Genomic DNA, 17118 nt, shown 5'->3' with positions numbered 1-17118 from the left:
GGCTTGACGTGAGCGGACAACCCAACACCCGGCTCTCGGACCTGTTCGGCCTGGCCGGCTGGTCCAAGGGCGAACTCGCGAGGCTGGTCAACCGGCAGGCGGCGGCCATGGGCCACCCCCAGCTGTCGACCGACACCTCCCGGGTGCGGCGGTGGATCGACATGGGAGAGATCCCGCGCGATCCCGTACCGCGGGTGCTGGCGGCTCTGTTCACCGAGCGTCTCGGCCGTGTCGTGACCATCGAGGATCTCGGTCTGGTCCGGCACGGGCGTACGGGGAAACGGCCACGCCCCGGGAGTGCGGAACATCCCGACGGAGTGCCGTGGGCGCCCGAGCGGACAGCCGAGGTCCTCACCGAATTCACGGGAATGGACCTCATGCTCAACCGACGCGGCTTGGTGGGCGCGGGCGCCGCGCTCACCGCGGGCTCCGCACTCAGCAGCGCCATGCACGACTGGCTGCACACCGATCCGGCCCTGACCGCCGACGCTCCCCGTCTCCACGATCCCCTGCACGCGGACCCCGCCGGGTACGACCGCTACGAGGCGGCCCCCATCGGCTCGCAGGAGATCGAGGAGCTGGAGCGTTCCGTGGAGGTGTTCCGCGCCTGGGACGCCGCCCGGGGCGGCGGTCTCCAGCGCAAGGCGGTGGTCGGCCAGCTCAACGAGGTGGGCGGCATGCTCGCCTACCACCACCCACCCCATCTCCAGCGGCGTCTGTGGGGCGTCGCCGCCAACCTCGCCGTGCTCGCCGGCTGGATGTCCCACGACGTCGGCATGGAACCCACGGCCCAGAAGTACTTCGTCATCGCCGCCCACGCGGCCCGGGAGGGCGGCGACCGCCCGCGCGCCGGTGAGGCGCTGTCCCGGGCCGCCCGTCAGATGGTCCACCTGGGCCGGCCCGACGAGGCGCTGGACCTGATGAAGCTCGCCCAGTCCGGCTCGGGCGAGGAGGTACTGCCGCGCACCCGCGCGATGTTCCACACCATCGAGGCGTGGGCGCAGGCGTCCCTGGGCAAGGGGCAGGCGATGCGCCGCACCCTGGGCCGGGCGGAGGACCTCTTCGTCTCCGACAAGGGGGACGTGCCGCCGCCGAACTGGATGCAGCTGTTCAACGAGGCGGACCTGTACGGCATGCAGGCCCTGGCGTACCGGACGCTCGCGGAGTTCGAGCCGGACGCCGCCGCGCACGCCCAGCACTACGCGGACAAGGCGCTGGCCCTCCGGGTCGAGGCACAGCAGAGGTCCAAGATCTTCGACTTCCTGTCCATGGCCTCCGCCTGCTTCATCGCCGACGACCCCGAACAGGCGGACCGGTTCGCGCGGCTCGCCCTGGTGTCGATGGGGCAGAACTCCTCGCGCCGCACCTGGGACCGGCTGCGTCAGATGTACCGGCTCACCGCCGAGTACTCCTCGTATCCGAGGATCCGGGAACTCAGGGAGGAGATCGAGCTGGCGCTGCCCAAACCCCGGGGCAAGGGCGGCACCGCCCAGGCGTGAGGGGCCGGCCCCCGTGGGGTTCGGCTATGCGGCGATCCGCGCCACCATCACACAGGCGTGGTCCTCGCGCTCTCCCTCGCCGAACTCCCGTACCACGGCCCGGACGCAGTCCTGCGCGGTGCGGGCCCCGGCGAAGACGGGAGCGAGTGCGAGGAGCCGGTGCGCGGCGGTGGCTCCGGCCTGCCCGGGCACCAGCCCGTCGGTGTGCAGCAGCAGCAGATCACCGGCCTCCAGGCTCTCCTCCGCCTGCCCGTAGGAGGAGCCCGAGGCGGCGCCGAGCAGCACACCCCGCGGTGCGTCCAGCGACCGCCCCGTCCCGCCGCGGAACAGCAGCGGGGCGGGGTGTCCGGCCTGCGCCCACGACAGGGAGCGGGTCAGGGGCCGGTAGCGCAGGCAGACGGCACTGCCCAGGGCCGGCTGCACGGTGGCGGCGTCCAGCAGCCGGTTGAGGCAGGCGAGCATCGGGCCCGGTTCGGTGCCGGTCATCGCCATGCCGCGCACGGCGCCGAGCAGCATCGCCATGCCGGACGCCGCGCCGACCCCGTGCCCGGTCAGGTCGCCGACGCTGAGCAGCGTGGTGCCGTCGGACAGGGCCAGGGCGTCGTACCAGTCGCCACCGACCGGCGCGGGCGCCGACGGCGGCAGGCCGGCGGCGGCGATGTCCAGGGGCCGCGGCCCGTCGTGCGGGAGCCGCAGGGAGCCGCGCCACGCCGGCAGCACGGCCTCCTGCAGCTCGACCGCGAGCCGGTGCTCGGTCCGCGCGGCGTCATGCCGGTGGTGGTGCAGCGAGTCACGGGTCTCGCTCACCGCCCGCCGGCAGCGGCGCAGTTCGCTGACGTCGCGCAGTACCGCCCACATCGAGGCGGTGCTGCCGTCGGCACCGAGCACCGGTTCGCCCATCATGTGCACGGTCCGTACGCCGTCGTGCGGGCGCAGGACCCGGAACTCCCCGTCGATCGGCCGGCCGTCGACCAGACAGCCGGTGACCATCGCGGTCAGCCCGGACCGGTCCTCGTCCAGCACCAGCGACGGCAGTTCGTCGAGGGTGAGCGGGGGTGCGGCCGGGTCGCGGCCCAGGATGCGGTACAGCTCGCCGGACCAGCTCACCTCGTCCGTGAGCAGGTTCCACTCGGCGCTGCCGACCCGGCTGAGCAGGGAGTCCCGGTGCGGTACGGGCGAGACGGCCGGGTCCGGACCGTACGGATGACCGGGCACGGACAGCGGGTCGTCCCGCAGCTGCGCCAAGTGTTGGTCCAGATCGTCCAGTTGGTGCAGCGCCAGGTCGTACAGCGCGCGCCGCCAGCGCTCCCGCGGGTCCGTCGCGTCGGCCGGTGTGTCGCGCCGCACTGCGTCCACGTCGCCCTTGAGCCGCCGGGTCTGCGAGATGAGCGCGTCGACCGGGCCGCCCGGTGGCGGCTGGGCGGCTGGGCGGTCCGCGGAGAGGTGGGACGGCATGACGCACTCCGATGCGGGACGGTACGGCCTTCGGGCGGACGGAGGGACCGTTACGACTGTTGCACAGCCCGCGACGGCCCGTAAGAGATTCGGCAACACCCGACAAGGCGGTGCCATCGGCATATGCCACCGTCTTCTCGAGGTTACCCGGAGGTATGCGGACGGGGCGCCTCTGGCGCCCCAACTCCCATGGTACGCAAGGAAACTGATGGGTCGTCGGTCATGGAGAACCGGTCACTCACACGTTCGACGTTCGGGTGTTCGTACGCGGAGTGACCGGCGGGTAGCCCCGCACTCAGTACCGCAGGACCGCGGCCATCCCGTCCGCGTCCCCGAGGGCGCCGTCCGGGACGAAGCGGACCTCGGCGCCCGTCTCCAGGCACTGCTCGACGATCTCGTCCACGATGTCCTCGCGGGCGTCCAGGTCGCCGTCCTCGGCGACGACCAGGTGGTCTCCGGTGTCGCGCACCGTGATCCGGTAGTTCTCCTCGACCGCCAGCAGCCGGACCCGGCCCTCCCGGGCGCTCTGCCACAGTTCGTCGACGCCGGCCGCGAACTCCTTGCGCCCGCGGGCCGATCCCAGGGACCTGGCCACGTCCTCGGTGCTCCTGCGCGCCTCCTCCTCGAGGACCGGCAGCACGGCCTGCCACACCGCCTCGGGCGTCCCGTGCGCGAGCCCGCCGTGCGGGACGTGCACGGCGTCCTTCACCGCCGCGCTGCCCGCCTCGCCCAGCAGGGACAGGGCGGCGGGCTCACCGGTGACGTACAGCGGCCGCGGGTGATGGCGCAGGACGTCGCCCATCGCCGCGTCGGCCTCGCGCAGGAACCGGCGGGTGTCCTCGTCCCGGAAGGCGCTCGGCTGGTCGCCGACCCGTTCCTGGCGTTCGGGGTCGAAGTTCCGCTCCTCACGGACGAGCGGGAAGGCGCCGACGCGTTCCTCGACGACACGGTCCGCACCGCCGCTCCACAGGGTGGCCCGGTCGGCGGACACGGACAGGACCCAGAACGGCCGCTCCGCCGTGTGGGCGGAGACCAGGTTGCGGGTCAGGAAGGTGTCCGAGAGGACGACCCGCTCGGGGACGCTGCGGGCGAGCGACCACACCTGGTGCTCGCCGGGAGCGGCGAAGATCACCAGGCCGTCCTCGGTGTGCGACAGGTCGACCTCCGTCAGGGCCCGGTCGAGCTCGCGGGCCACGTCGGCGCGCCGGTCCCTGGTGACGGCGGGGTCGGCCTCGAGCTTCTTCTTGGCCTCGGCCACCATGTTGCGCAGGCGGACGGCGTCCTGGGTGTTGAGGGGATCGCGCCGGTGCGTCGGCGTCAGCACGGACACCGCGGGGTAGGGGCGCGGACGGCGAAGCTCGGCAAGGGTCGCGGGACTCAGATCGTGCTCCATGACAGCACCATAGGGCGGATTGCGTGGTGCGGCATTTGGTGCGGAGTGCCCGGCATGCGCGCACGGCCCGGGACGACTCCGGCCCCGGCCGGTGTCCGGCGGGGAAGCGACCGCCGGTGACTCGTCCGGCCACCCGGGACAAGGCGAGCGGGAGCACCGGGGACGTGGCCGGGCCCCTGGAACCGGCCCGCGGACGCGAGGAGTTCGCGGCCGGCGCCGACGGGCTGCGGCCGAGCGCCCGGACGAGGTGACCGCGGGGGCGCGCCCGGCGCGGAACGCGACTGCCGCCGCGCGACGGGCGACGCGCGGGACCCGCACGGGGAACGCGGGACCGTCCCTGCCGGCGCGGCCGTCCGCAGGGCCGCCGGTGGCGCTCGGCGGGCGGTCACCGGACCGCGCCGGTCCGGGGCCTCGTGGCCGTACGGATCGGCGGCGTGGGGGCGGCGCTGGTTCGCGCACCCGGCGCGGCGGCGCCGGGTGCGCTGCCGGGGGCTCCGGGCAGCCGGTCAGACGCGGTCGTCGTTCTCGGAGCCGCAGGAACTGCCGCTCGGCGGCAGGGAGCCGTGCAGCAGGAAGTCGTCGACCTTGCGGTGGACGCAGTCGGAGGAGCCGTAGCCGGTGTGGCCCTCGTTGCGGTTGTCCAGCACCACGGCCGAGGGACCGAGCCGCTCGGCCGTCTCCACTGTCCAGCGGTACGGCGTGGCGGGGTCGCCGCGGGTGCCGACCAGCAGCATCTCCGGTGTGTCGAGGTCCTTGACCCGCTCCCGGATGTAGTCGGTGCCCTTGGGCCGGCCGTAACAGAGCATCACCTGGGCGAGCCGGTACGGGCCGAAGACCGGTGAGGCGTCCTCGTAGGCGGTCCGCAGCCGGGCCAGGTCCCGGGTCAGCCGTTCGGCGTCCGGGCGGTCGGGGTCGTCCGCGCAGTTCACCGCCATCAGCGCCGCCGGCAGGTTGTCCAGCGGCACGTCCTCCGGGTCCGCCAGGGGTTCGTCGGCGCGGGGTTCGTCGGCGCGCGGAGCGGGCAGCCCCGCACCGCCGGTCGCGAGGGCCTCCACCCCGCTGGTGTCCCCGTCCTCCACGAGCTCGGCCAGCGCCCGTTGCAGCAGGGGCCACATCTCCTTGGTGTAGAGGCCCTGAGCGATGGCGCCCGCCAGGTCCTGGCCGGTGAACTCGTAACCGAAGTCGGTCGGTACCGGGTTCTCGTCGAGTGAGCCGACCAGCTCCACGACCTGGGTGCGGGCGTCGCGCGCGTCCTGCCCGAACGGGCAGGTGAGTTCCGCGGTGCACCACGTGAGGAAGTTCTCCAGCGCCGTCTGCTGCCCCCGCGCGCTCGCCAGCCCCTGCTCGGCCAGCGGCTCGGTCAGCGTGTCCACGCCGTCCAGCGCCATGCGCCCGACCTTCCGCGGGAACCGGGCCGCGTACACCGCTCCCAGCCGGGTCCCGTAGGAGAAGCCCAGGTAGTTGAGCTTCTTGTCGCCGAGCGCCGCGCGCATCACGTCCAGGTCGCGGGCGACGTCCACGGTGCCGATGTGCTCGAGGACGGGACCCGAGTGCTCGGCGCACTCGCCGGCCACCTCGCGCAACTGCCGCAGGGTCTCGCGAGGATCGGTCACCTCCTCGCCGCCGGTCGCCTCCAGCGCCTGACGGGTGGCGTCGGTGCCGCAGCTGACCGGTGCGGAGAGGCCGACGCCGCGGGGGTCGAAGGAGACCACGTCGTAGTCGTCGGTCAGCCCCAGGAAGTCCTTGCGGCCGTGGGCCAGTCCCAGCACCCCGGAACCGCCGGGGCCGCCGAAGTTCAGCACCACCGAGCCGCGGGGGTCGTCGGTCGCCCGGTAGCGGGCGAGGGCCAGTTCGAGGGTGTCCCCGCCGGGATCCGCGTAGTCGAGCGGAACGGTGACCTTCCCGCACTGCATGTCCTCCGGCAGGTCCATGCCCTCGCACGCGGACCAGGTGACCTTCTGGTCGTAGAACCGGTCGAGGTCCGAGTCGGTGCGGCCGGTCGCCGCCAGGCCGGTGCCCAGCAGGGCCAGCCCGACCGCTCCGGCCGTCGCGCAGCGCCGGACCGAGGGGCGCATCGCGCGCCGCCGGAGACGGAGTCGCTCGGACAGCTTGACCAGCATCGATGCCTCCAGGGGCGCTCCGACCGGCGCCCTCGCCCACCATAAGCGGGCGCCGGGGCCTTCGCCTGTCGGCGGACCGGGGGCGCCCGGCGCGTGTGTTCGTCCGCCGGGAGTTCGACGGCTTTGCCCGGAGTTCGAGCGGCGCGGCCCCCGATGGGGTGAACCGGCTGCGGCATACGGATGAGCCATAACCCGGATGCCGCAGTCGCGTTCTATCCGGTGCGGGCGAGCGCTCGCGAGCATGTCGGGAAGGGCAGGGAAGCTATGAGACGGGTTACCCGAAACGGTGTGATCGCCGTCGCCGCCGCGTCGGGCGCGATGGCCATGACGATGCCGGCGTACGCCGACGCCGGGGCGGACGGTGCGGCGGCCGGCTCACCCGGGGTGGTGTCGGGGAACACCGTCCAGCTCCCGGTGCACGTCCCGGTGAACGTGTGCGGGAACACGGTGAGCGTGGTGGGCCTTCTCAACCCCGCCGCGGGCAACACCTGCGTCAACGAGGACAAGGGGGAGCGGGGCGCCTCCGGCTCCTCCTCGGCCAGTGGCTCCGCAAGCGGCGGCTCCTCCACCGGGGCCACGGCCGGGAGCGGGACGCACGGCTCCCCGGGCGTCGTGTCCGGCAACGGGGTGCAGCTGCCCGTGGACCTCCCGGTCAACGTCAGCGGCAACAGCGTGAACGTGGTGGGCGCCGGCAACGCCGCGGCCGGCAACACCTCCACGAACACCGGCGGGGAGCGGCCCGGGAGCCCGGAGCGGCCCGAGCCCGCCGCGCCGCCGCGCACCCTGCCCGCCCCGGCGCCGCACACGGAGGCGCAGGAGCCCGTCGCTCTCGCCGAGACGGGAGCCGACCGGACGCTGCCGGTGCTCGCGACCGGCGCGGCGTTCTTCCTGGGCGGAGTCGCCCTCTACCGCCGCGCCCGGGTGCGGGCGGGAGGCTGAGCGGACCGGAGAAGGGTCCAAGGCCTGCGGGGTCCCGGCGTCATGGTGGAGCGGGGCCCCGCGGCCGCGTTCGCGTGCGGACGGCACGGTGCGCACGCGGGCCCGCGGGTCAGCCCCGCCGGCGGTGGAAGCGCCGGTGCAGCTCCCTGACCTCCTCGGACAGCGCGGGGACGGGCCCGTCCACGGTGACCCCCGGGGCGACCTCGGACACGGGGAGCGTCCGCACCGGCGGGGCGGGCACGCCCAGCTCCGCCAGCCAGGACGCCAGCTGCTCGGAGGAGGCGGCGTACACGATGCGTCCGAGGCCCACCCAGGCGTGGGCGGCGGCGCACATCGGACAGTGCTCGCCGGAGGTGTACACCGTGGCCGCCGCCCGCTCGGCGGGGGAGAGGTGCGCCGCCGCCCAGCGCGCCAGCTCGAACTCCGGGTGCCGGGTGCGGTCCCCGGAGGCCACGCGGTTGTGGTCCTCGGCGAGCACCGTGCCGTCCCCGGCCACCAGGACCGAACCGAACGGCTCGTCCCCGGACGCCAGCGCCTCGTCCGCCAGCTCCACACAGCGCCGCAGATACGGCAGTTCGTCATCCTTCACGACCATGGTGCTGCCTCCTCACGACGGCCTTGATCCACCGCCACCCTAATCCCGTTGCTCCCGGCAGGGGCCCGTGGTGGAGTCGCCGGCATGGACAACGCCGCCGTGCTCGCCCTGTTCGACCGCGACATGCGGGAGGGGGCGCCGCCCGACGGCCCCGGCGCCCGGGTCGAACGCGTCGGCGGCGTGGTGCGCCAGACGGCCCCGGCGCACGGCTGGAACGGCGTCCTCCGGTCCGACCCGGAGGTGAGGGACGCCGACGCGATGATCGCGGAGCAGATCGCGTACTTCACCGGTCTCGGGCGCGAGTTCGAGTGGAAGCTGTACGGCCATGACCTGCCGGCGGACCTCGGGCGGCGGCTCCTGGCGGCCGGGTTCACGCCGGAGCCGGACGAGACGCTGATGGTCGGCGAGACCACGGGAGTCACCTCCGGCGCCCGGCCGCCCGAGGGCGTGCGCATCGTGCCCGTCACCGACCGGGCGGGCGTCGATCTGATGGCGGAGGTGCACGAGAAGGCCTTCGGTGCCGACGCCTCCCGGTTCCGCAGCCGGCTGCTGGAGCGGCTCACCGCCTGCCCCGACACCATCGTCGCCCTGCTCGCCCTGGCCGGGGACGAGCCGGTGAGCGCGGCCCGTATGGAACTGACGCCGGGCACCCGGTTCGCCGGGCTGTGGGGCGGCGGCACCGTACGGGACTGGCGAGGACGGGGCGTCTACCGCGCCCTGGTGGCCCACCGGGCCCGTATCGCCGCCGATCGCGGCTACCGCTACCTCCAGGTGGACGCCTCCGCCGACAGCCGCCCCATTCTCGAACGCCTCGGTTTCGCCGCCCTGACCACGACGACGCCGTACGTGTACACGCCCGGACGGTAACGGGCGGCCCGCCCCCGCGACTGCTTGCGAAGTCCCGTGCTTGCTAGTGGCAGTTCCTCTAGTTATAGTCTCTAACAGTTGCGATGCCCTGTTAGAAGGCCGGTCGCGTCCCCTGCCGAGGAGGCCCTCATGTCCCCTGTCACGTCCGGCTCCCGCCCCTTGCACACCGTCCTCGGATCCGGCCCCGCCGGAACCTCCCTCGCTCTCGAACTCGTCCGCCGGGGCCACCCCGTCCGTCTCGTCGACCGCAAGGGCGAGGGACCCCGGCTCGAGGGGGTCCGGCGGTACGCGGCCGATGTCGGCACCGCCGACGGCGCACGGGCGGCCGTCGAGGGCGCGGCCGTCGTGTACCACTGCGTCAACGTCGCCTATCACCTCCAGGTCGAGGTGATGCCCGCGATCCAGGAGCGGGTGCTCGAAGCCGTCGAGGCGTCCGGCGCCCGGCTCGTCGTCCTCGACAGCCTCTACCCGTACGGCGAGACGGGGGGCGCGGTGATGACCGAGGACACTCCCTGGCGGGCGACCGGCCGCAAGGGCCGGATGCGCGCCGACCTGGACGAGCGCTATCTGGCCGCGCACCGCGAGGGCCGCGCCCGGGTGGTCCTCGGCCGTTCGGCCGACTTCATCGGCCCGGGGGTGCTCAACTCCACCTTCGGCGGGGCCCTGTTCCCGGGCGCCCTCACCGGCGGCGAGGTGCTGGCCCTGGGTGACGTCGACCTGCCGCACAGCTGCACCGCCATCGGGGACGTGGCCGCCGGTCTGGCCACGCTCGGCGAACGGCCCGAAGGGGACGGCCGGGCCTGGCATCTGCCCACGGCGCCCGCCGTGAGCACCCGCGAGATCCACGCCATGATCGAGAAGCGGACCGGCCGCCCGCTGAACGTCGTGGTCCTCGGGGAGCCGCGTGCCTTCGGCCCGTTCGACGAGGTGTTCATGGCCGAGTACGCCGAGATGTTCTACCAGCACACCGAACCGCAGATCGTGGACTCCTCGGCCTTCGAGCGGGCCTTCGGCATGGCGCCGACGCCGCTCGAAGAGACCGTGGACGAGACGGTGGCCTGGTACGGGCAGTGGCTGTCCCGCCTCTGACGGGACGCAGGCGTCAGCGGCCGGACTTCGCCCGGTCCAGCGCGACCACGCCCACCGCGGCGAGGCCGATCTGGATCAGCCACTCCACCCAGTCGACGCCCTTGGTGTCGGCCACCCCGAAGGCCGCGGCGATCGCCGAACCGATGAGCGCGGCGATGATGCCGACGAGGATCGTCCACAGGATCCCGATGCGCTGACGGCCCGGGACCACGAGCCGGCCCAGAATGCCGATGACAATACCGATGACGATGGCACTGATGATGCCGTCGATCTCCATCTCGCCCCTTCCTCAGGTTCTCCGCTGCAGTGCGTCTGCCCCCTCGGCGGACGGACAGTCCGGCACGGGCACGAAAGGGCCGGCCCGCGGCTGACGCGGACCGGCACCCCGCTCTCCTTTCGCCGCGGGCCTACGGCTTGGGCGCCGTCCTGGCTGCCGTCGCGGCGCAGACCGCGCCGAGCACCACGGCGAGGGCGCCGATGACGACGTTGTTCCAGATGACGCCGGCGTCAGGACTGCTGCCGACGATCCACGGCGAGATGATCATCCACACGCCCAGGGCGCACATGGCCCAGCTGAGGCCGTACATGCGGGCCGGGGCCGCGGTGAACCCGAGGGCGAGCAGTCCGATCGCGATGCCCACGATGAGGTTGTGCGTCACGAGGGCGGGCTGGCTCGTCGTGTAGTGGAGGATCCACGGGGACACCGCGCAGTAGAGGCCGAGCAGGAACACCGGACCGTCCACGAGGGCCACATCGCGACCGCCGAGCATGCGGTCGTACCGTGCCCGCATCTCCGGTGCGTCGGGGTGGCTCGTGATGTCGCTGCGCGAGTGCGAGACGTTGGCCATGAGTCGTCTCCTTCGACTGGCGGGCCTGACCGCTTCTTGCGGTGTGCGGTAAATGCCGCGCCCTCCCATTCTGTACTTATTTTCCCCTTATGTGTAGAGCTGGGTGAAGGGGGCGGGGCGCGGGCGGGGGCGGCCACCGGAGCTTCTATAGGGTGATCCCGTGGCCACAGCAGACGACGGGGAGCGGCAGACGGCGGAGCGGGGCGGTTCCCGGGCGCCGGAGAGGGCCGACCTCCAGGACTTCGCCGTCCAGCTGCGGCGGATGAACGGCGAGATCAACCGCATGGTCCACGGCTTCGCGCACCGCAACGGACTGCATGTCACCGACGTCCAGGCGCTCGCGGCGATCCTGGACGCGGACGAGCCGATGACCCCCGGCCGGCTCAGGGAGCACCTCGGGCTCACCTCGGGCGCGGTGACCGCGTGCGTGGACCGGCTGGAGCGCGCCGGGCACGTCACCCGGGTCCGGGAGAGCAGCGACCGCAGGGTGGTCCACCTGTACTACGCGGCCGATGCCAAGGCGGCGGCCCGGACGTACTTCCGCCCGCTCGCGCAGGCAGCCGGTTCCGCCCTGGCCCGGTTCGAGGGTGCCGAACTCGCCGTAGCCCTCAGGTTCCTGACCGCGCTGAACGAGGAACTGGCACTGCGAGGCATTCCCGGGCGGCCCTGACCGCCGGGCTGACGGCGTCGGCGGGCGCGGTGTGGTCTACGATCACCACCGCAATCCATTTCAATCATTGAGATTGTTTTTCATTCAGATGATTACCGCCGCACCTGGAGAGCGATGAACGCCTCAACGCGATGGGCCCGCCGGCTCGTCCCCGTCCTGCTGGTCGTCGTGTGGCTCGGCATCGGCGGGGCCTTCGGTTCCTACGCCGGCAGGCTCGGTGAGGTGGCCACCAACGACCAGGCCGGCTTCCTGCCGCGCAGCGCCGAGTCCACGGAGGTCATCGAGGAGCAGAAGGCCTTCCGGCAGGACGAGACGCTTCCCGCGATCGTGCTGTGGACCGCCGACGGAGGCGGTCCGGTCACGGACCGGCAGGCCGAGGCCACCCGCTCGCTCGCCTCCCTCGCCGACGCCCCGGGTGTCGCCGGCAAGGTCTCCCCGGCGCTCCCCTCCGAGGACGGCGAGGCACTCCAGGCCGTCGTCCAGCTGGAACCCGCCGACGGGGACCAGCTTGCCGAAGCCCTCGAACGCATCCGGACGGCGGCCGGCCAGGTGGACGGCACCACCGTCCAGGTGGCCGGGCCCGCCGCGACCCAGGCCGACCTCTCCGACGCCTTCGCCGGCATCGACGGCCTGCTGCTCGGTGTCGCGCTGGCGGCCGTCCTGGTGATCCTGATCCTCGTGTACCGGAGCGTCCTGCTGCCCCTGGTGATCATCATCTCCGCGGTGCTGGCGCTCGCCCTGGCCTGCGCGGTGGTGTACGCGCTCGCGAAGAACGACATCGTGCGCGTCGACGGTCAGGTGCAGGGCATCCTGTCCATCCTCGTCATCGGCGCCGCCACCGACTACGCCCTGCTGCTCACCGCCCGCTTCCGGGAGGAACTGGCGGAGCACGACCGGTTCACCGCCATGCGGTCCGCGCTGAGGCAGACCTGGGGCGCCGTCGTGGCCAGCGCCGCCACCGTCGTCCTCGGTCTGCTCGCCCTGCTGCTCAGCGACCTCACCAACACCGCCGCGCTCGGACCGGTCGGCGCGATCGGCATCGCCTGCGCCGTACTCGGCACCCTGACCTTTCTGCCCGCCGTGCTGGTCCTGCTCGGCCGCGCCGCCTACTGGCCCGCGAAGCCGCACAGCGCCGATGAACGGCGCACCGGAAACGGTGTGTGGCAGCGGGTCGCCTCCCTCGTCGACCGTGCCCCGCGCAAGGTGTGGGCGCTCACGCTGGCGGGCCTCGTCGTGTTCGCGGCCTTCTCACCGGCCCTCACCTCCAAGGGGGTTCCGCTCGACGAGACCTTCGTCAACGACGCGCCCTCCGTGGCCGCCCAGCGCACCCTCTCCGAGCACTTCCCCGGCGGCTCCGGCAACCCCACCGTGGTCATCGCCGACGCCGGCCGGCTGGAGCAGGTGGTGGCCGTGGCCGAGGACACCGACGGCGTCGCCTCGGCGGCCGGCGTGACGGCCTCCGGACGTCCCGGCGGCGAACCGCTGGTCGTCGACGGGCGGGTCCGCGTCGACGTCACCCTCGACGCCGCCTCCGACAGCGACGCCGCGAAGGACACCGTGGCCCGGCTGCGCACCTCCCTGCACGCCGTCCCCGGCGCCGACGCCCTCGTCGGCGGCTACACCGCCCAGCAGTACGACACCCTGCGGACGGCGGAGCGGGACCGCGGACTCATCGTCCCGGTCGTCCTCGTGGTCATCTTCCTGGTGCTCACCGTGCTGCTGCGCTCGCTGCTGATGCCCGCGCTGCTCGTCGCCACCGTCGCGGTCAACTTCCTCGCCACGCTGGGGGTTTCCGCCCTCGTCTTCCCGCTGTTCGGGTTCACGGGCACCGACCCGTCGGTGCCGCTGTACGGTTTCGTGTTCCTGGTGGCCCTCGGTGTGGACTACAACATCTTCCTCATGTCCCGGGTCAGGGAGGAGTCGCTGCGCCACGGAGCCCGCCAGGGCGTGCTGCGCGGGCTGGTCAGCACCGGCGGGGTGATCACCTCGGCCGGCGTGGTGCTGGCGGCGACCTTCGCGGCGCTCGGGGTGATCCCCCTGGCTTTCCTGGCGCAGGTCGCCTTCATCGTCGCCTTCGGTGTCCTCCTCGACACCCTGGTCGTCCGCTCCCTGCTGGTGCCCGCCCTCGCCCTGGACATCGGCCCGGTCGCCTGGTGGCCGGGGCGGCTCGCCCGGGAACGCGAGGAGGCCCGCGACTGACCGCCGGGGCGGACGGAGTCGGGACCGGTGCGTGTCCTTCCGTACATGTCCGTCGGGATCCGGGGCAGCCGCACCACACGGACGACGAACGGCACCGGAGGGCGCTCCGGGCCGAGGGCCGCCAGGAGGTGTCCACCGACATGACCGCCGTGACGGGAGCGAAGGTGCTGGAGCGTTTCCCCGCGGGATCCCCGCGCGGATCCTGGCCCGCGGAGGAGTGCGCGGCCCGGCACCGGGCCTGCGGCGAACCCGCGACGGTCGTGATGGACCTGGAGTCGGACGCGTTCCTCGTCGTGCTCCGGTCCGAGGAGGACGGCTGACCGCACCCCCTGGCCGGCCCCGTGCCCGGTGACTCCCCGCGGAGTCACCGGGCACGGCCATGATGACTGGTCTAAACCCTTGACTGGTACAGACCAAAGCGGTTGAGTGTGCTCCACACCCCCCACCACGGTCGCCCACGCCGTGACCGGCCCCGCCGGCGCGTGCGGAGCGGGACGTCGCCGAGGCATGTCCTCCCTGGGAACGACCGTGTTCCGCAAAGGAGTTGATCCCTTGTCGAGACGCCGCATCGCCGCCGTGACCGCCGCTCTGGTCCTCGCCGGCAGCGCCCCCGTGCTCCTCCCCGCCGCGACCGCGTCCGCCGCCTCCTCCGCCGCCTGCTCCAGCTATCCCGACTGGGTGGCCGGGAAGTGGTACAACGCCGGTGACATCGTGCGCTACAGCGACGGCCGGGCGTACGTCGCCGAGCACGCCAACCCGGGTTACGACCCGGTCATCAGCACCTGGTACTGGGAGCCGTACGCCTGTGACAACGGCCCCGGTACACCCGTCGGCAAGTTCGTCGTGACCGAGGCGCAGTTCAACCAGATGTTCCCGAACCGGAACGGCTTCTACACCTACAGCGGGCTCGTCGCCGCGCTGAGCGCCTACCCCGGCTTCGCCAACACCGGCAGCGACACGGTGAAGAAGCAGGAGGCCGCCGCCTTCCTGGCCAACGTCCACCACGAGACCGGCGGCCTGGTGCACATCGTGGAGCAGAACACCGCCAACTACCCCCATTACTGCGACTACGGACAGCCGTTCGGCTGCCCGGCCGGCCAGGCCGCGTACTACGGCCGCGGACCGGTCCAGCTGAGCTGGAACTACAACTACAAGGCCGCGGGCGACGCGCTCGGCATCGACCTGCTGAACAACCCCTGGCTGGTGCAGAACGACTCCGCCGTCGCCTGGAAGACGGCCCTGTGGTACTGGAACACCCAGACCGGTCCCGGCTCGATGACCGCCCACAGCGCCATGGTCAACCAGGCGGGATTCGGCCACACGATCCGCGCCATCAACGGCTGGGTGGAGTGCGACGGCAAGAACCCGGCGCAGGTGCAGAGCAGGGTGACCAAGTACCAGCAGTTCACCCAGCTCCTGGGAACGACACCCGGCGGCAACCTGTACTGCTGACGGGGCGCCGCGCTCCGTGGTGTCATGCCCCTGACCATCCGTACGGCCGTGGCGCCCCTCGCGCGCCCGGCCGTGCCCGGACGAAGGGCATCCACCATGCGCACCCCCCACGCCCTCCTCGCCACGACCGTCTCGGCCGCCGCGCTGGCCGCGACGGCCGTGGCACCGGCACCCGTCTCGGCCGCCGACGCCGTCCCGCCGCCCGGCACCTACTACGTCCAGAGCGCCGCCACCGGGCTCAACGCCGCCGACCGCCCGGGCGCGGTCGAGCAGCACCGGCCGCGCGGCGACGAGGACCGCCAGCAGTGGAACCTGCGCGCCGACGGCACCCTGGAGAACACCGACAGCCCCGGCACCTGTCTGGGCCGCACCGGGGACCGGGCCCGGACCGTCGCCTGCGCGAGCCCGGAGGCGCGCTGGCAGATCACCCCGGCCGGCGCCGAGCGGTTCACGCTCACCGTCCCGGGCACCGACCGCCGCCTCACCGTCGCCCCGAAGCCCTCCGGAGCCAACCATCCCGCCCCGCTCGGCATCGGAAGCGGCACCGGTGACCTCGCCACCTGGTACCTCACCCCGGTCGCCCCGGCCACCCGCCCCATGCCGCCGCAGGACCGGCGCACCCTGGACCAGGTCACCTTCCTCACCTCGCACAACGCCTACGCCAACGGCGTCGACGGCGGCTTCGCCCCGCCCTTCGTCGACCTCTTCCCCAACCAGAACCGCGGCATCGAGCGCCAACTCACCGACGGAGTCCGCGGGTTCATGCTGGACATCCACCAGACCCCGGACGGCGCGATCCTCTGCCACAACAGCTGCACCCTCGTCCGCAGGCCCGTCGCCCTGTGGGTCGACCTCCAGCGGATGGTCGACTTCCTGCGCGCCCACCCCGACCAGTTCGTCACCGTCTTCCTGGAGGACTACGTCGACCCGGGCGTCCTGCGCGCCGAACTCGCCCGCGTCCGGGGGCTGTCGGACGTCCTGTACCGGCCGGACCGCACCGGCGTCCGCGAGAAGGGCTGGCCGGCCATGGCGGAGCTGACCGCCGCCGGACACCGCCTGCTGATCTTCACCGACCACAGCCGCGCCGCCGACCAAGCGGCCGGACTGACCCGGGACACCTTCGGCGTGATGTACCAGAGCGAGTGGACCGTCGAGAACCACTGGTCCATGGGGCCGGGCATCGGCACCTCCGACTGGTCCTGCTACAGCCGCTGGTACGACGCCGGCACCAACATCCCGCTGACCCGCACCGAGCCCGGCTTCCGCCCCCTGTTCGTCATGAACCACTTCCGGGACGCGGCCGTCGCCTCCACGGCCGGCACCGACAACGCCAAGCTCGCCGACCGGGCCCGCCGCTTCTGCCGGCCGGCCGCCCGCAAGAAGCCCACCTACCTCGCCGTGGACCGCTACGACCTGGGCGACCCCGCGGCCGCGGTCGCCGCCCTGAACACCTACGTCCTTCCCTAGCCACCACGCCGGTCCCGTTCCGGGAAACCCGCCCCGGAACGGGATTGGCGCTCCCGGCGGTTTTACGTATAACCTCTCCGGTCAATCCCGTCTGTGAGAGGTCACGATGAGACGCATCGCCCTGGTCACCCTCGTCGTGGACGACTACGACGAGGCGATCCGCTTCTTCACCGAGGCGCTCGGATTCCGGCTCGCCGAGGACGCGCCCCGGCCGGACGGCGGCCGCTGGGTGGTCGTCGAACCGGACGCCGGACACTCCGGTGCCGCGCTGCTGCTCGCCCGCGCCGCGGGGGAGCAGCAGCGGGCGAGGACCGGTGACCGGACCGGCGGGCGCGTGGGCTTCTTCCTGCACACCGACGACTTCGCCCGCGACCACGCGCGCATGACCGCCGCCGGCGTGACCTTCCTGGAGGAGCCGCGCCGGGAGCCGTACGGCTCGGTCGCCGTCTTCCAGGACCTGTACGGCAATCGCTGGGACCTCCTCCAGCCCGCCGCCTGACTCCCCGCCGTCCCCTCGAACCGTCC

The 17118-nt window shown here is 73.0% G+C and carries 17 protein-coding genes; 11 read left to right on the top strand and 6 right to left on the bottom strand.

Annotation, left to right across the window (positions count from 1 at the left end; all coding sequences use genetic code 11):
* Positions 1–8 precede the first annotated feature (8 nt).
* The gene (locus ACZ434_RS22300; RefSeq protein ID WP_468458454.1) at positions 9–1499 is read left to right on the top strand and encodes a DNA-binding protein NsdB; all 1491 of its coding nucleotides are present in this window, start codon (positions 9–11) and stop codon (positions 1497–1499) included.
* Positions 1500–1523: 24 nt separating this feature from the next.
* Here the strand turns inward: ACZ434_RS22300 and ACZ434_RS22295 are convergent, their stop codons facing one another.
* Together ACZ434_RS22295 and ACZ434_RS22290 are read right to left on the bottom strand one after the other, a co-directional pair.
* Positions 1524–2954, bottom strand: coding sequence for a PP2C family protein-serine/threonine phosphatase (locus tag ACZ434_RS22295; protein WP_468458452.1), 1431 nt, complete (start codon positions 2952–2954; stop codon positions 1524–1526).
* 295 nt (positions 2955–3249) lie between these two features.
* Positions 3250–4347, bottom strand: coding sequence for a baeRF3 domain-containing protein (locus ACZ434_RS22290; RefSeq protein WP_468458450.1), 1098 nt, complete (start codon positions 4345–4347; stop codon positions 3250–3252).
* A gap of 116 nt (positions 4348–4463) precedes the next feature.
* On the opposite strand from ACZ434_RS22290, the gene ACZ434_RS22285 reads away from it, so the two are divergent.
* A complete protein-coding gene (locus ACZ434_RS22285) occupies positions 4464–4598 on the top strand; it encodes a hypothetical protein (RefSeq protein ID WP_468458448.1) in 135 nt (44 codons plus the stop codon).
* A 255-nt stretch (positions 4599–4853) separates the two neighbouring features.
* Here ACZ434_RS22285 and ACZ434_RS22280 read toward each other — a convergent pair whose 3' ends face one another.
* On the bottom strand, positions 4854–6467 hold the full coding sequence (locus ACZ434_RS22280) for an alpha/beta hydrolase (RefSeq protein ID WP_468458446.1): 1614 nt from the start codon (positions 6465–6467) through the stop codon (positions 4854–4856).
* Between the two features lie 288 nt (positions 6468–6755).
* Between ACZ434_RS22280 and ACZ434_RS22275 the strand changes: the two genes are divergently transcribed.
* Entirely contained in the window at positions 6756–7406 is a 651-nt protein-coding gene (locus tag ACZ434_RS22275; RefSeq protein WP_468458444.1) for a chaplin, read from the top strand.
* Between the two features lie 109 nt (positions 7407–7515).
* On the opposite strand, the gene ACZ434_RS22270 is transcribed toward ACZ434_RS22275, so the two are convergent.
* Entirely contained in the window at positions 7516–8001 is a 486-nt protein-coding gene (locus ACZ434_RS22270; protein WP_468458442.1) for a nucleoside deaminase, read from the bottom strand.
* Positions 8002–8085: 84 nt separating this feature from the next.
* On the opposite strand from ACZ434_RS22270, the gene ACZ434_RS22265 reads away from it, so the two are divergent.
* Together ACZ434_RS22265 and ACZ434_RS22260 are read left to right on the top strand one after the other, a co-directional pair.
* The gene (locus tag ACZ434_RS22265; protein ID WP_468458440.1) at positions 8086–8868 is read left to right on the top strand and encodes a GNAT family N-acetyltransferase; all 783 of its coding nucleotides are present in this window, start codon (positions 8086–8088) and stop codon (positions 8866–8868) included.
* Between the two features lie 129 nt (positions 8869–8997).
* The gene (locus ACZ434_RS22260; protein WP_468458438.1) at positions 8998–9957 is read left to right on the top strand and encodes an SDR family oxidoreductase; all 960 of its coding nucleotides are present in this window, start codon (positions 8998–9000) and stop codon (positions 9955–9957) included.
* 13 nt (positions 9958–9970) lie between these two features.
* Here the strand turns inward: ACZ434_RS22260 and ACZ434_RS22255 are convergent, their stop codons facing one another.
* Positions 9971–10234, bottom strand: coding sequence for a GlsB/YeaQ/YmgE family stress response membrane protein (locus ACZ434_RS22255; RefSeq protein WP_468458436.1), 264 nt, complete (start codon positions 10232–10234; stop codon positions 9971–9973).
* Positions 10235–10364: 130 nt separating this feature from the next.
* Complete coding sequence (locus ACZ434_RS22250) at positions 10365–10805, bottom strand: SPW repeat protein (RefSeq protein WP_468458434.1); 441 nt, start codon at positions 10803–10805, stop codon at positions 10365–10367.
* A gap of 160 nt (positions 10806–10965) precedes the next feature.
* On the opposite strand from ACZ434_RS22250, the gene ACZ434_RS22245 reads away from it, so the two are divergent.
* The 6 genes from ACZ434_RS22245 (at position 10966) to ACZ434_RS22220 (ending at position 17092) form a co-directional block, all read left to right on the top strand.
* A complete protein-coding gene (locus ACZ434_RS22245) occupies positions 10966–11475 on the top strand; it encodes a MarR family winged helix-turn-helix transcriptional regulator (protein WP_468458432.1) in 510 nt (169 codons plus the stop codon).
* A gap of 114 nt (positions 11476–11589) precedes the next feature.
* A complete protein-coding gene (locus tag ACZ434_RS22240) occupies positions 11590–13674 on the top strand; it encodes an MMPL family transporter (protein WP_468458430.1) in 2085 nt (694 codons plus the stop codon).
* Positions 13675–13814: 140 nt separating this feature from the next.
* Positions 13815–13994: a hypothetical protein gene (locus ACZ434_RS22235; RefSeq protein ID WP_468458428.1), complete on the top strand. Its 180-nt coding sequence runs from the start codon at positions 13815–13817 to the stop codon at positions 13992–13994.
* Positions 13995–14226: 232 nt separating this feature from the next.
* Positions 14227–15126: a glycoside hydrolase family 19 protein gene (locus tag ACZ434_RS22230; RefSeq protein WP_468458426.1), complete on the top strand. Its 900-nt coding sequence runs from the start codon at positions 14227–14229 to the stop codon at positions 15124–15126.
* Positions 15127–15222: 96 nt separating this feature from the next.
* Positions 15223–16593, top strand: coding sequence for a phospholipase (locus ACZ434_RS22225; RefSeq protein WP_468458424.1), 1371 nt, complete (start codon positions 15223–15225; stop codon positions 16591–16593).
* A gap of 106 nt (positions 16594–16699) precedes the next feature.
* Positions 16700–17092, top strand: coding sequence for a VOC family protein (locus tag ACZ434_RS22220; protein ID WP_468458422.1), 393 nt, complete (start codon positions 16700–16702; stop codon positions 17090–17092).
* The last annotated feature ends 26 nt before the right edge of the window (positions 17093–17118 follow it).

It is taken from the genome of Streptomyces sp. NPDC030893 (assembly GCF_055571535.1).
Note: the sequence above shows the minus strand (reverse complement) of the source record. Positions and strands in the feature narration are given on the sequence as shown.

Coding starts and splice junctions, on each gene's coding strand:
- ACZ434_RS22295 (WP_468458452.1), bottom strand. CDS start 2,954: ATGCCGTCCCACCTCTCCGCGGACCGCCCAGCCGCCCAGCCGCCACCG.
- ACZ434_RS22290 (WP_468458450.1), bottom strand. CDS start 4,347: ATGGAGCACGATCTGAGTCCCGCGACCCTTGCCGAGCTTCGCCGTCCG.
- ACZ434_RS22280 (WP_468458446.1), bottom strand. CDS start 6,467: ATGCTGGTCAAGCTGTCCGAGCGACTCCGTCTCCGGCGGCGCGCGATG.
- ACZ434_RS22270 (WP_468458442.1), bottom strand. CDS start 8,001: ATGGTCGTGAAGGATGACGAACTGCCGTATCTGCGGCGCTGTGTGGAG.
- ACZ434_RS22265 (WP_468458440.1), top strand. CDS start 8,086: ATGGACAACGCCGCCGTGCTCGCCCTGTTCGACCGCGACATGCGGGAG.
- ACZ434_RS22260 (WP_468458438.1), top strand. CDS start 8,998: ATGTCCCCTGTCACGTCCGGCTCCCGCCCCTTGCACACCGTCCTCGGA.
- ACZ434_RS22255 (WP_468458436.1), bottom strand. CDS start 10,234: ATGGAGATCGACGGCATCATCAGTGCCATCGTCATCGGTATTGTCATC.
- ACZ434_RS22250 (WP_468458434.1), bottom strand. CDS start 10,805: ATGGCCAACGTCTCGCACTCGCGCAGCGACATCACGAGCCACCCCGAC.
- ACZ434_RS22240 (WP_468458430.1), top strand. CDS start 11,590: ATGAACGCCTCAACGCGATGGGCCCGCCGGCTCGTCCCCGTCCTGCTG.
- ACZ434_RS22235 (WP_468458428.1), top strand. CDS start 13,815: ATGACCGCCGTGACGGGAGCGAAGGTGCTGGAGCGTTTCCCCGCGGGA.
- ACZ434_RS22225 (WP_468458424.1), top strand. CDS start 15,223: ATGCGCACCCCCCACGCCCTCCTCGCCACGACCGTCTCGGCCGCCGCG.
- ACZ434_RS22220 (WP_468458422.1), top strand. CDS start 16,700: ATGAGACGCATCGCCCTGGTCACCCTCGTCGTGGACGACTACGACGAG.